The 14212-nt window shown below is 68.7% G+C and carries 9 protein-coding genes; 5 read left to right on the top strand and 4 right to left on the bottom strand.

Translation table 11 applies throughout. The features are described from left to right. Positions 1-14 precede the first annotated feature (14 nt). Complete coding sequence (locus ACZ5WE_RS15040; protein WP_135332738.1) at positions 15-686, top strand: response regulator; 672 nt, start codon at positions 15-17, stop codon at positions 684-686. Positions 687-756: 70 nt separating this feature from the next. On the opposite strand, the gene ACZ5WE_RS15035 is transcribed toward ACZ5WE_RS15040, so the two are convergent. The 4 genes from ACZ5WE_RS15035 to metH all read right to left on the bottom strand — a co-directional run bounded on the left by ACZ5WE_RS15035 (position 757) and on the right by metH (position 8660). Continuing rightward, positions 757-2343 carry an ABC transporter substrate-binding protein gene (locus ACZ5WE_RS15035; RefSeq protein WP_467686723.1) on the bottom strand — a complete coding sequence of 529 codons (1587 nt, stop codon included), beginning with the start codon at positions 2341-2343 and terminating at the stop codon, positions 757-759. Positions 2344-2412: 69 nt separating this feature from the next. Then, the gene (locus ACZ5WE_RS15030) at positions 2413-4020 is read right to left on the bottom strand and encodes an ABC transporter substrate-binding protein (protein WP_467686725.1); all 1608 of its coding nucleotides are present in this window, start codon (positions 4018-4020) and stop codon (positions 2413-2415) included. Positions 4021-4341: 321 nt separating this feature from the next. Then, positions 4342-5043: an HAD family hydrolase gene (locus tag ACZ5WE_RS15025; RefSeq protein WP_467686727.1), complete on the bottom strand. Its 702-nt coding sequence runs from the start codon at positions 5041-5043 to the stop codon at positions 4342-4344. A 98-nt stretch (positions 5044-5141) separates the two neighbouring features. Beyond that, on the bottom strand, positions 5142-8660 hold the full coding sequence (metH, locus tag ACZ5WE_RS15020) for a methionine synthase (protein ID WP_467686729.1): 3519 nt from the start codon (positions 8658-8660) through the stop codon (positions 5142-5144). A gap of 246 nt (positions 8661-8906) precedes the next feature. Here metH and ACZ5WE_RS15015 point away from each other — a divergent pair, with 246 nt between their 5' ends. The 4 genes from ACZ5WE_RS15015 to ACZ5WE_RS15000 all read left to right on the top strand — a co-directional run bounded on the left by ACZ5WE_RS15015 (position 8907) and on the right by ACZ5WE_RS15000 (position 14054). Beyond that, complete coding sequence (locus ACZ5WE_RS15015) at positions 8907-9671, top strand: IclR family transcriptional regulator (RefSeq protein WP_467686731.1); 765 nt, start codon at positions 8907-8909, stop codon at positions 9669-9671. 367 nt (positions 9672-10038) lie between these two features. Continuing rightward, positions 10039-10830, top strand: a complete 792-nt coding sequence (locus tag ACZ5WE_RS15010; protein ID WP_467686733.1) for an MIP/aquaporin family protein — start codon at positions 10039-10041, stop codon at positions 10828-10830. A 63-nt stretch (positions 10831-10893) separates the two neighbouring features. Further along, on the top strand, positions 10894-12441 hold the full coding sequence (gene glpK / locus ACZ5WE_RS15005; protein WP_467686735.1) for a glycerol kinase GlpK: 1548 nt from the start codon (positions 10894-10896) through the stop codon (positions 12439-12441). A gap of 5 nt (positions 12442-12446) precedes the next feature. Further along, positions 12447-14054 (top strand): glycerol-3-phosphate dehydrogenase/oxidase, encoded by a 1608-nt coding sequence (locus ACZ5WE_RS15000; RefSeq protein ID WP_467686737.1) that lies wholly within the window; start codon positions 12447-12449, stop codon positions 14052-14054. Positions 14055-14212: the final 158 nt, after the last annotated feature.

Below are 14212 nucleotides of genomic sequence, written 5' to 3'. Positions count from 1 at the left end.
CGAAGGAGAGTTACGTGGCGATCCGTGTCCTACTGGTCGACGACCAGCCGCTGCTGCGCACCGGGTTCCGGATGATTCTGGAGGCCGAGCAGGACGTCGCGGTCGTCGGCGAGGCCGGAGACGGCCTGCAGGCTCTCGACCAGGTGCGGGCGCTGCAGCCCGATGTGGTCCTGATGGACATCCGCATGCCGCGGATGGACGGTGTCGAGGCGACCCGGCAGATCACCGGTCCTGGCCGGGACGGACCGGCGAAGGTCCTGGTCCTGACCACCTTCGACCTGGATGAGTACGTGGTGGAGGCGCTGCGCGCGGGTGCCAGCGGCTTCCTGCTCAAGGACGCCCCGGCGAACGAGCTGGTGCAGGCGATCCGCGTGGTCGCGTCGGGCGAGGCGATGCTCGCGCCGAGCATCACCCGCAGGCTTCTGGACAAGTACGCCGGTCATCTCCCGTCGGGCGACGAGCCGGTGCCGGACACCTTGCACACGCTCACCGAGCGGGAGGTCGAGGTCCTCAAGCTGGTGGCGCGCGGCCTGTCGAACGCGGAGATCGCGGCGGACCTGTTCGTGAGCGAGACGACGGTCAAGACGCATGTGGGTCATGTGCTCACGAAGCTCGGGCTCCGCGACCGTGTGCAGGCCGCGGTGTACGCGTACGAGAGCGGTCTGGTGCGCCCCGGCGCCCAGTGACAGCGGCACTACCGGACGCATGAAGGCGGCCGCCCCCAGGAGGGGCGGCCGCCTTCATGCGTCCGTGGGATCAGGCCTTGCTGAGTTCCCAGAAGCGGAACACCGTGGACGCGTCGAGGCACGACTCGACGCCGTACACGTCGTCGGAGATGACGGCGTACTGCTTGGCCTGCCAGACCGGCAGGATCGGCAGCTCGTTCGCGACGGTGTCCTGGAGCTCGGAGTAGTCCTCGTCGGTCTTCGTGCGGTCCGTCTCGGCGGCGGTGCCGGGGATGATCTTCCCGGTGATGTCGCTGTTGCGGTAGTTGTTGTCCAGGACGTTGCCCTTGCCGAAGAACGGCTGCGTGAAGTTGTCCGGGTCCGGGTAGTCCGGCACCCAGCCCTTGACGTACACGCCGTACTTGCCGGACTTGATGTCCCGCTCGTACTGGCTGAATTCGATCGACTTCACGTCGGCGTCGAAGAGACCGCTCGCGTTGAGCTGCTTGGCGATCGCCTTGAGCTCCTGGTCGGTCGCGGGGCCGTAGCGCGAGGGCGTGGACCAGAGCGTGAGCTTGACCTTGCCGCTCAGGCCCTCCGCGCGCAGGGCGGCCGCGGCCTTGGAGCGCTGCGGGCGCGCGCCGTAGGTGTCGAAGAAGGCGGTGTTGTGGCCGCCGATCCCGGCCGGGACGATCGAGTACAGGGGCGTCGCCGTGTCCCGGTAGACGTCCTTGACCAGGGCGTCACGATCGAGCAGGTACGCCATGGCCTTGCGGACGCCCAGCTTGCCGGCGACCGGGTCCTTCATGTTGAAGACCAGGTGCTGCACCTCGGCGCTTGTGCCCTCGACGACGTCGATGTTCTGGCTCGCCTCGGAGGTGTCCGCCTCGATGTCCGCGATGTCGTTGGCGGCGAGGCCTCGGTACGCGATGTCGATCCTGTCGTCCAGGAGCGCCTTCTTCAGGCCCTTCTGGTCGTCGTGGAAGAACTTGAGCGTGACGCCCTTGTTCTTCACCTTGGCGGTGCCCTTGTAGTCGGGGTTGACCGAGAAGACCGCCTGCTCCTTGTCGAAGGAGTCGAGCTTGTACGGTCCCGACCCCGTGGCCTCGCCGCCACCGCGCAGGGCGTTCATCTCGTACGACGCGTGGTCGACGATGGAACCGGCGCCGGACGCGATCTTGCTGGGGAACGTCGCGTCGGCGTACTTGAGCTTGAAGACGACCTTCTTGGCGTTCGGCGTCTCGACGCGGTCGAGCATCGGGAACATGATCGCCGGACCGGCCTCGTCGTTGATCTTCATCATGCGGTCGAAGGAGTACTTGACGTCCTTCGAGGTCAGCGCGTTGCCGTTGCTGAACTTCAGGCCGTCCCGCAGCGTGCACTCAAAGACCTTGGTCTCCGTGTCCGTGAAGCCGCACTCCTTGGCGGCCTCGGGCTCCGGCTCGGTCCCCCCGTTCGGGAAGCTCATCAGGGACTGGAAGACGTTGTTGAACAGGAGCCATGAGCCCGGGTCGTAGCCCGATGCCGGGTCGGTGGCCAGGACGTCGTCCGACATCCCCATCACCACCGAGTCACCGTCCTCCCCCGCTCCGCCCGAGTCCGATCCGCAGCCGGTCAGCAGGGCGGCGGCCAGTCCTCCCGCGAGAGGGAGGGCCAGCCACTGGTTACGCAATTTCACGTACGTGCCTTGTCGTTGATGTCCATCGGTGGAGCGAAGCCCGGCGGTGTGTGCCGGTGTGGGCGGAGGTCAGCCGCTCACACCGCGGCCGAGCTCCCACAGCTGCAGGTTCGAGGAGGAGTTGAGGGCCCACTCGACGCCCGTGATGTCGTCGCGGGCGGCGATGTACTGCCGGCCCTGCCAGAGGGGAAGCACCGGCACGTCCTCGGCGACGATGTCCTGGATCCTCTGGATGCTCTTGGAGGCGGTGAGCCGGTCGGCCTCGCGGCGCGAGTGCGGGATCAGCTCCTCGTTGATGGTCCTGTTCACATACGGCGAGCCGAGGAAGTTGTCCTTGTCGAGGAACGGCGCGAGGAAGTTGTCGGCGTCGGGGAAGTCGGGGAACCAGCCCATCCCGTAGACGTCGTAGGCGCCCTTCTGCTCGGCGGGGCGGAAGGTGCTCCACGCCGTGCCCTTGATCGACACGTCGAAGAGGCCGCTGGCGTTGAGCTGCTTCTTCAGGAGCTCGAACTCCTTCCTGGTGCCCGGGCCGTAGTGGTCGGTCGTGTAGTTGAGGGTGAGCTTCACCGGGGTGCTGATGTCGGCCTTCTGCAGCAGGCTCCGCGCCTTGGCCGGGCTCGGGTCGCCGTACTTGTTGAAGAACGAGTTGGTGTGACCCGTGATCGTGGTCGGCACCAGGGAGTAGAGCGGCTCGGCCGCGTCGCCGTAGACGCCGCTCGCCAAGGCGCCGCGGTCGACGACCTGCGCCATGGCCTGGCGGACGGCCTTGGCCTTGACGGTGGTGGCGTCCGTGTTGAAGCCGAGGTAGCGGATCTCCAGGCCGGGCGTCTCGACGAACTCGATGTTCTTGCCCGGGTCCTCGCCGAGCTGCTTGATCTGCTCGGGCGACATGGTGCGGGTCATCATGTCGATGTCGCCGCCCTTGAGGGCCTCGCCCATGGCGTCGGTGGACGCGTAGTTGCGCAGCTCGATCTTGTCGCTCTTGGGCTTCATCGCGCCCTTGTAGTTCGGGTTCCTGGAGAACGTCGTCTTGACGAGCTCGTTGCCCTTGACCTCTTGCTCGGCCGTGTAGGGGCCTGAGCCGTCCACCGCGAAGCCGTCGCGCAGCTTGTTCTTGGTGTAGTGCTCCGAGCTGATGATGCCCGCGGTGGGCGTGGCCAGCTTGTACGGGAACGTCGCGTCGGGGCTCTTGAGGTGGAAGACGATGCCCCGCTCGCCCTGGGTCTCGATCGCGTCGACGTTGGCCACCAGGCCGTCGGAGCCGCTCGGGTCCTTGACCTTGATGTCCCGCACCCGCTCGATGGAGAACTTCACGTCGGTGGCGGTCAGCGGTTTGCCGTCGGCGAACTTCAGGCCCTTGCGCAGCGTGCACTCGTAGCGCTCGTTGCCGGTGTCGGTGAACCCGCACCGCTGAGCGGCCTCGGGCTCCGGGTCGCCGTCGCCGCGCGGCATGGCCATCAGCGTCTGGACCGTCTGGCGCAGGATGTTCCAGGAGCCGGCGTCGTAGGCGTACGCCGGGTCGAAGGGAGCGGGGACCTCGGGCGAGGTGGCGAACCGGTCCGTGGTGCCGACGGCGATCGCGTCGTCGCCCCCGCCGTCGCCCGCCCCGCCGCACGCCGCGAGCGCGGGGGCGAGCAGACCTACGACGGCCGGCAGCACCAAAGTCTTACGGTTCATGCTCGACGTTCTCCAGAGCTGTTGGTCCCGTCAGGACCGGCAACGAGGGGTGGGGTCAGTCGGTCCGTGGGGGCGTGGCGATGTTCTCGCGACGACATTAGTCCGCACCACCAGGAGGGCTGGAAGGGACCGGAGTTGACCCTCAATCACGCAGCGAAACCGGGCGTGGACGCACCGATAACCCGACACGGGAAGGTTTCGTGAGGTTCCCCTCAATCAGGACACAACGTCACGCCACAACTCGCCCAAATCGGAGGCCCGGCACAGCCGTGACCGGCTGTCGACCCCCCGATGAGTGGGAAAGGTCACATCTTCAACTGCTCAGTGCTTTCCGGCCATCAGTCCTTGCAGGAAAGGCAGATCGACGTGTTCGAGGGACGGGACGACGGTCCTGCCGAAGGCCGCTGCGATGGGTGCCACGGACGGTACGGCCACCACTCGGCAGCCGGCGGCCTCGGCCGCGGCGACGCCGGTCGCGGTGTCCTCGATGACGGCACATCTGGCCGGTTCCGCGCCAACCCCCGCCGCCGCGAGGAGGTACGGGTCCGGGTGCGGCTTGGTCCGTGTCACCTCGTCGCCCGCCACGGTCAGCGTGAAGTGGTGGGACCCGATCGAGTCGAGCACCCGGTCGATGATGCGCCGGTGCGACGCGGAGACCAGGGCCATCGGCACCTCGTGCGCGGCGAGCTCGGCCAGGAGTCTGGCGGCGCCCGGCATCAGCGGCAGGGCGCGGCCGATGCGGTTCTCGAAGCCGTCGTTGAGCAGCACGGTCAGCTCGGGAACCGTGATGTCGGCTCCGGTGGACGCGATGAGGAATCCGGCACTGCGCGTCATGGGGCCGCCGACGACCACGTCACGCCAGGCCTCGTCGAGCGTGTGTCCGAGTGCGGCGAAGACCTCGACCTCCGCGTCCCACCAGAACCCCTCGGTGTCGACGAGTGTTCCGTCCATGTCGAGGAGCACCGCCTGCAGGGCGGAGCCTTCGGCCGTTCGGGTACCGAGCGCGGGAACCGTACTGGTCATCCGGGCACACCTCCATGAGGGACGAGAAGGCCGGTCGCCCCCTTGTGACGGGTGGGCGACCGGCCTGCACTGGACCGATAAGTGTACGACTTGTCCGCTCAGCGCGCGTTGAAGTATTTCGCCTCGGGGTGGTGGATGACGATGGCGTCCGTGGACTGCTCCGGGTGGAGCTGGAACTCCTCGGAGAGCTGCACGCCGATCCGCTCCGGTTCCAGTAGCTCGGCGATCTTGGCGCGGTCCTCCAGGTCGGGACAGGCGCCGTAGCCGAGCGAGAAGCGCGCGCCGCGGTACTTCAGGTCGAACATGTCCTCGACGTTGGCGGGGTCCTCGCCGCCGAAGCCGAGCTCGGCGCGCACACGCGCGTGCCAGTACTCGGCGAGTGCCTCGGCCAACTGCACGGACAGGCCGTGCAGTTCGAGGTAGTCGCGGTAGGAGTCGGCGGCGAACAGCTCGGCGGTGGCCTCGCCGATCTTCGACCCGACGGTGACGACCTGGAGCCCGACCACGTCGGTCTCGCCGGACTCCTCCGGACGGAAGAAGTCCGCGAGGCACAGGCGCCGGCCGCGGCGCTGGCGCGGGAAGGAGAAGCGGGTGCGCTCGTTGCCCTGGTCGTCCAGGATGATCAGGTCGTCGCCCTTGGAGACACAGGGGAAGTAGCCGTAGACGACGGCCGCCTCCAGCATGTTCTTGGTGTGCAGCTCATCGAGCCAGCCGCGCAGGTGGGGCCGTCCCTCGGTCTCGACGAGCTCCTCGTAGGTGGGCCCGTCGCCCTTGCGGGCCTGCTTGAGGCCCCACTGGCCCTTGAAGAGGGCGCCCTCGTCCAGCCAGGAGGCGTACTCCTTGAGCTGGATGCCCTTGACGACGCGGGTGCCCCAGAACGGCGGTGTCGGGACGGGGTTGTCGGTGGAAGTGTCCGAGCGGGCGGGCCCCTCGTCCTCCGTGACCTCCAGGACGGGAGTGTCCCGCTTGGCGACGCGGCGCTGCTTCAGCTCGGGCAGGGTGGCGCCGGGGACGCCCCGCTTGACCGCGATGAGGGCGTCCATCAGGCGCAGCCCCTCGAAGGCGTCGCGGGCGTAGCGAACCTCGCCCTCGTAGATCTCGTGCAGGTCCTGCTCGACGTATGCCCGGGTGAGCGCCGCACCGCCGAGGATCACCGGGAAGTCGGCGGCCATCTTGCGCTGGTTGAGCTCCTCCAGGTTCTCCTTCATGATCACGGTCGACTTCACCAGGAGACCCGACATGCCGATCACGTCCGCGCGGTGCTCGGCCGCGGCGTCCAGGATCGCGGCCACCGGCTGCTTGATGCCGAGGTTGACCACGTTGTAGCCGTTGTTGGACAGGATGATGTCGACGAGGTTCTTGCCGATGTCGTGGACGTCGCCGCGGACGGTGGCCAGGACGATGGTGCCCTTGCCCTCGGAGTCCGACTTCTCCATGTGCGGCTCCAGGTGCGCGACCGCGGTCTTCATGACCTCCGCGGACTGCAGCACGAAGGGCAGCTGCATCTGGCCGGAGCCGAAGAGCTCGCCGACGACCTTCATGCCCTCCAGGAGGGTGTCGTTGACGATGTCGAGCGCCGGGCGGGTCTGCAGGGCCTCGTCGAGGTCGGCCTCCAGGCCCTTCTTCTCGCCGTCGATGATGCGGCGCTGGAGGCGCTCGTCCAGCGGGAGGGCGAGGAGCTCCTCGGCCTTGCCCTCCTTCATCGACTTCATGTTGACGCCCTCGAAAAGCTCCATGAGCTTCTGCAAGGGGTCGTAGCCCTCTTCGCGACGGTCGTAGATCAGGTCGTGGGCCGCCTTCACCTGCTCGTCGTCGAGGCGCGCGATCGGCAGGATCTTCGAGGCGTGCACGATCGCCGAGTCCAGGCCCGCCTTGACGCACTCGTCCAGGAAGACGGAGTTCAGGACGACGCGGGCGGCCGGGTTGAGGCCGAAGGAGATGTTCGACAGACCCAGGGTGGTCTGCACGTCCGGGTGGCGGCGCTTGAGCTCGCGGATCGCCTCGATGGTGGCGATGCCGTCCCCCCGGGACTCCTCCTGGCCCGTGCAGATGGTGAAGGTCAGGGTGTCGATGAGGATGTCCGACTCGTGGATGCCCCAGTTGCCGGTCAGGTCGTCGATGAGGCGCTCGGCGATGGCGACCTTGTGCTCGGGGGTGCGGGCCTGGCCCTCCTCGTCGATGGTCAGCGCGATCAGCGCGGCGCCGTGCTCCTTGGCGAGCGCGGTGACCTTCGCGAAGCGGGACTCGGGGCCGTCACCGTCCTCGTAGTTGACGGAGTTGATGACGGCGCGGCCGCCCAGTTTCTCCAACCCGGCCTGGATCACGGGCAGTTCGGTGGAGTCCAGGACGATGGGCAGGGTGGAGGCGGTGGCGAAGCGGCCGGCGAGCTCGGCCATGTCCGTGACGCCGTCGCGGCCCACGTAGTCGACGCAGAGGTCGAGCATGTGGGCGCCTTCGCGGATCTGGTCGCGGGCCATCTCCACGCAGTCGTCCCAGCGGCCCTCCAGCATGGCCTCGCGGAACTTCTTCGAACCGTTGGCGTTCGTGCGCTCACCGATCGCCATGTACGCGGTGTCCTGGCGGAAGGGCACGGTCTGGTAGAGGGAGGCGGCGCCCGGCTCGGGGCGCGGCTCGCGGCGGACCGTCTCCACGCCGCGGACGCGTTCGACGACCTGGCGCAGGTGCTCGGGGGTCGTGCCGCAGCAGCCACCGACCAGGGAGAGGCCGTACTCACGTACGAAGTTCTCCTGGGCGTCGGCGAGCTCCGGTGCCGTCAGGGGGTAGTGCGCGCCGTCCTTGCCCAGGACCGGCAGGCCCGCGTTGGGCATGCAGGAGATCGGGACGCGCGAGTGCCGGGCGAGATAGCGCAGGTGCTCGCTCATCTCGGCCGGGCCCGTGGCGCAGTTCAGGCCGATCATGTCGATGCCGAGCGGCTCCAGGGCGGTCAGCGCGGCGCCGATCTCCGAGCCGAGCAGCATCGTGCCGGTGGTCTCGACGGTGACCGAGCAGATCAGCGGGAGGTTCGCGCCGGTGGCCTCCAGGGCGCGGCGGGCGCCGAGGATCGCGGACTTGGTCTGGAGCAGGTCCTGGGTGGTCTCCACCAGGAGCGCGTCGGCGCCGCCCGCGATCATGCCTTCGGCGTTGGTCTGGTAGGCGTCGCGCAGCACGGTGTAGGGGGCGTGGCCAAGGGTCGGCAGCTTGGTGCCGGGGCCCATCGAGCCGAGGACCCAGCGCTGCTGCCCGGTGGACGCGGTGAACTCGTCGGCGACCTCGCGGGCGATGCGGGCGCCCGCCTCGGAGAGCTCGAAGTTCCGCTCGGGGATGTCGTACTCGCTCAGGGCCGCGAAGTTCGTGCCGAACGTGTTCGTCTCGACGCAGTCGACGCCGACCGCGAAGTACTCCTCGTGGACCGAGCGGACGATGTCCGGGCGGGTCACGTTCAGGATCTCGTTACAGCCCTCGAGCTGCTGGAAGTCCTCGAGGGTCGGGTCCTGCGCCTGGAGCATCGTGCCCATCGCGCCGTCGGCCACCACCACGCGGGTGGCGAGGGCTTCGCGGAGGGCATCGGCTCGCGTTCCGTTCGAGGAACCGGACGAGGGGGTCGGCAACGAGGCCATGAAAGAGCTCCCTGAGGTGCGACGGCTGTCGGCTTTGCGCTTCGGAGGAAGGCGCACTCGGTCAGGGTAACGGGACGAAGGTCCACAGCGTGCGAGTGTTCACGGGCCGGACGGCCCGCGCCGTCCGGCCCGTCCAGGACCGGACGGAAACACAGCCTGCCGCTCTGTCGCGGGAGGTCGACAACGACCGATAGTGTTCAGCATTGTCGAACGTTGGAGTCAGAGGGGACGGAGGAGGGGGCTGCGATGGCACGGAACATCCAGTCGCTCGAGCGGGCGGCCGCGATGCTGCGGCTGCTCGCGGGCGGAGAGCGGCGGCTCGGCCTCTCGGAGATCGCGTCCGCCCTTGGCCTTGCCAAGGGCACGGCCCACGGCATCCTGCGCACCCTGCAGGCGGAGGGCTTCGTCGAGCAGGAGTCCGCGTCGGGCCGCTATCAGCTCGGCGCCGAGCTCCTGCGCCTGGGCAACAGCTATCTGGACGTGCACGAGCTGCGGGCCCGCGCCCTGGTGTGGACCGACGACCTGGCCCGGTCCAGTGGCGAGAGCGTCTATCTCGGCGTCCTGCACCAGCAGGGCGTCCTGATCGTGCACCACGTCTTCCGGCCCGACGACAGCCGCCAGGTCCTGGAGGTCGGCGCGATGCAGCCGCTGCACTCCACGGCCCTGGGAAAGGTGCTCGCCGCCTACGACCCGGTGGCGCACAGCGAGGCCGCCGAGGCCGACTGGCCGGCCCTGACCGCACGCACCGTCGTGGACCCCGACGACTTCGAGGGCGTTCTCGACCTGACCCGCGCGCGCGGGTACGCCGCCGACGTCGAGGAGACGTGGGAGGGCATCGCCTCGGTGGCCGCCCCCATTCACGACCGGCGCCGCATGCCGGTCGGCGCGGTCGGCATCACCGGCGCGGTGGAACGGGTCCAGAGGGACGGGGAGCTGCGCCCCGACCTGATCGCGGCCGTACGGGACTGTGCGCGCGCCGTGTCGCGGGACCTGGGCGCCGGGCGTTTCTAGCTCCCCGACTCCCCCGCGCCCCGGGCCCCGGGCCCTGCCACCTCCTCCATCTGCCCCCTGCTCAACATGCAGGGGGCATCCTTCTGCGCGACCATCGGTGCACGTGTTTCACCCCGTGGCGACCCCCACCACGACCGATAACCCGTAACGATCAATAACGATCGTGTTTTCAATAACAGAACTCTTGACGGGCAAGTAACCCCGGGGTGAGACTCGCGTCCATCGGTCGGCATTGTCGAACACCTACCGGCATTACGCGCTAGAGTGTGACAAGGCCAAGGGCCGGCAACGACCTCACCTGAGGTCGCGGACCACCGGAGGGACCCGGGGTTCGCCTTCCCCTGGACGAAGGACAAAGGAGTCGCGGGTGTCCAGCTCCGACATCTTCATCGGCGAGACCATCGGTACCGCCATACTCATCCTGCTCGGCGGTGGCGTCTGCGCCGCCGTCACGCTCAAGGCCTCCAAGGCCAAGGACGCCGGCTGGCTCGCGATCACCTTCGGGTGGGGCTTCGCGGTGCTCACCGGCGCCTACCTGGCGGGTGGCGTGTCAGGCGCCCACCTCAACCCGGCGGTCACCGTCGGTCTCGCCATCGAGGGCGGCACCAAGTGGAGCGACGTTCCGCTCTACCTCGGCTCGCAGCTGCTCGGCGCGATCATCGGCGCGATCCTGGTCTGGCTCACGTACATGGGTCAGTTCAAGGCGCACCTCACCGACCCCGAGCTCCTTGCCACGCTGCCGCCGGATGAGGGCATGGTCGACCTGAAGACCGCGCCCAAGGCCGGTCCGGTGCTCGGCATCTTCTCCACCGGTCCCGAGATCCGGAACTACGCGCAGAACGTCCTCACCGAGGTCATCGCGACCACCGTGCTGGTCCTCGCGATCCTCACCCAGGGCCTGAACGACGACGGCAACGGCCTCGGCACGCTCGGCGCACTGATCACCGCGCTCGTCGTGGTGAGCATCGGTCTCTCGCTCGGTGGGCCCACCGGTTACGCGATCAACCCGGTCCGTGACCTGGGTCCGCGCATCGTGCACTCCCTGCTCCCGCTGCCCAACAAGGGCGGCTCGGACTGGACGTACGCATGGGTGCCGATCGTCGGCCCGCTGATCGGCGGCGCCATCGCGGGCGGTATCTACAACCTCGCGTTCAAGTAGGAACGCGACAGATACCGATGACCGCCTGAGACAGACCGCCGAGCAAGAAATCAGGAGCACACCGTGACCACCGACGCACACACCGCAGGCCCCTTCATCGCGGCGATCGACCAGGGCACCACCTCGAGCCGCTGCATCGTCTTCGACAAGGACGGCCGGATCGTCTCGGTCGACCAGAAGGAGCACGAGCAGATCTTCCCGAAGCCGGGCTGGGTCGAGCACGACGCGACCGAGATCTGGACCAACGTCCAGGAAGTCGTCGCGAGCGCCATCTCCAAGGCGGGCATCACCCACGAGGACATCAAGGCGATCGGCATCACCAACCAGCGTGAGACCACGCTGCTGTGGGACAAGAACACCGGCGAGCCGGTGCACAACGCCATCGTCTGGCAGGACACCCGCACCGACGCCCTGTGCAAGGAGCTCGGCCGCAACGTCGGCCAGGACCGCTTCCGCCGTCAGACGGGCCTGCCGCTCGCCAGCTACTTCGCAGGACCCAAGGCCCGCTGGCTGCTCGACAACGTCGAGGGCCTGCGCGAGCGCGCCGAGGCGGGCGACATCCTCTTCGGCACCATGGACTCCTGGGTCATCTGGAACCTGACGGGCGGCGTCAACGGCGGCAAGCACGTCACCGACGTCACCAACGCCTCGCGCACCATGCTGATGAACCTGCACACCATGCAGTGGGACGAGTCGATCGCCGAGTCCATCGGCGTGCCGGTGGCGATGCTCCCCGAGATCCGCTCCTCCGCCGAGGTCTACGGCGAGGTCACCGGCGGCAAGCTCGGCGACGTCCTGCCCGGCATCCCCGTCGCCTCCGCGCTCGGCGACCAGCAGGCGGCCCTCTTCGGGCAGACCTGTTTCGCCAAGGGCGAGGCCAAGTCCACGTACGGCACCGGCACCTTCATGCTGATGAACACCGGTGAGTCGGCCATCAACTCCTACTCGGGCCTGCTGACCACCGTCGGCTACCAGATCGGCGACCAGAAGCCGGTCTACGCCCTTGAGGGTTCCATCGCCGTCACCGGTTCGCTGGTGCAGTGGATGCGCGACCAGATGGGCCTGATCAACTCCGCCGCCGAGATCGAGACACTCGCGTCCTCGGTCGAGGACAACGGCGGCGCCTACTTCGTACCGGCCTTCTCCGGCCTCTTCGCCCCGTACTGGCGTTCCGACGCCCGCGGTGTGATCGCCGGTCTCACCCGGTACGTCACCAAGGCGCACATCGCGCGCGCCGTCCTGGAGGCCACGGCCTGGCAGACCCGTGAGATCACCGACGCCATGACGAAGGACTCCGGCGTCGAGCTCACGGCCCTCAAGGTCGACGGCGGCATGACCTCCAACAACCTGCTGATGCAGACGCTCTCGAACTTCCTCGACGCACCGGTGGTGCGCCCGATGGTGGCCGAGACGACCTGCCTCGGCGCCGCCTACGCCGCCGGTCTCGCCGTCGGCTTCTGGTCCGGCACCGACGAGCTGCGCGCCAACTGGCGCCGCGCGGCGGAGTGGACCCCCCGCATGGACGCGGACACCCGCGCCCGTGAGTACAAGAGCTGGCTCAAGGCCGTGGAACGTTCCATGGGCTGGCTCGACGAAAGTGGCGAGGAGTAATCACAATGACCACCCTGCAGAGCGTCCCTGCCCTCGGGACGCATCCGGCTGCCGGTTCCCACCCGAGCCGCGCCGAGACCCGGGAGCAGCTTTCCAAGGCGACGTACGACCTCCTGGTGATCGGCGGCGGGATCCTGGGCATCTCCACCGCCTGGCATGCCGCGCAATCCGGACTGCGGGTGGCCCTGGTGGACGCCGGTGACTTCGCCGGCGCCACCTCCTCCGCCTCCTCCAAGCTCCTCCACGGCGGTCTGCGCTACCTGCAGACCGGCGCGGTGAAGCTGGTCGCGGAGAACCACTTCGAGCGTCGCGCGGTGTCCCGCCAGGTGGCCCCCCACCTGGCGAACCCGCTCACCTTCTACCTGCCCGTCTACAAGGGCGGCCCGCACGGCGCCGCCAAGCTGGGCGCGGGCGTGTTCGCGTACAGCGCGCTGTCCGCCTTCGGCGACGGCGTCGGCCACCTGCTCTCGCCCTCGAAGGCCGCGCAGGACGTGCCGGAGCTGCGCACGGACAACCTCAAGGCCGTCGCCGTCTACGGCGACGACCAGATGAACGACTCCCGCATGGCTCTGATGACGGTCCGCGCGGCCGTCGAGGCCGGCGCCGCCGTCCTCAACCACGCCGAGGTCACGGGCCTGCGCTTCACCGGCGGCCGCGTCACGGGCGCGGAGCTCAAGGACCGCATGGACGGCGCCGAGTTCGGCGTCAACGCGCGGCTCGTGCTCAACGCGACCGGACCGTGGGTCGACCACCTGCGCAAGATGGAGAACCCCGACGCGGCCCCCTCCATCCGCCTCTCCAAGGGCGCGCACCTGGTCCTCAAGCGCACCGCACCCTGGAAGGCCGCGCTGGCCACGCCGATCGACAAGTACCGCATCACCTTCGCCCTGCCGTGGGAGGACATGCTGCTCCTCGGCACGACCGACGAGGAGTTCGAGGGCGACCCGGCCGACGTGAGCGTCACGGAGGCCGACACCGCGCAGATCCTGGACGAGGCCGCGTTCTCCATCCGAGACCAGCAGCTGTCCCGCGATCTGATCACGTACTCGTTCGCGGGTCTGCGCGTCCTGCCCGGCGGCCCCGGCGACACCTCCAAGGCCAAGCGCGAGACGGTCGTCACCGAGGGCGCTCGCGGCATGCTCTCCGTCGCGGGCGGCAAGTGGACGACCTTCCGCCACATCGGCCGTACGGTGATGAAGAAGCTGGAGTCGCTGCCCGGCCACCCGCTCGGCGACGACTACGAGCCGATCTCGCAGCTGCAGAAGCGCCTTCCGCTGCCCGGCATCGCCAACCCGCGCGCGGTCGCGCACCGCCTGCTGGTCGACGGTCCGGCCCCGGGCCCGCGCATGGCCGCCGACACCGCCAAGCACCTGGCGACGCACTACGGCTCGCTCTCCTTCGACATCGCACGCCTGGCGAACGAGAACCCGGAGCTCGCCGAGCGCGTGTCGCCCGACGCCCCGGAGATCTGGGCGCAGGTCGTCTACGCCCGTGACAACGAGTGGGCCGAGACGGCGGACGACGTCCTGCGCCGCCGTACGACGCTGACGATCCGCGGCCTGGCCACGGACGAGGTCCGCGCCAAGGTCCAGGACGTGCTCGACGGCAAGTAGTCGCCTCCGGCCGAGTCTGGTCAAGAGCTGTTGGACGAAGGGCGGTTCCCCGCGGGGGACCGCCCTTCGTCGTGCCCGCCGTCCACGCTGTGGGACGGCTCGTAAGCGCTGCTGACGTCTGCTGACCTGGGAGTTACGATCCCCCGTACCCACCTTGT

It is taken from the genome of Streptomyces sp. NPDC033180, assembly GCF_055577645.1.
Note: the sequence above shows the minus strand (reverse complement) of the source record. Positions and strands in the feature narration are given on the sequence as shown.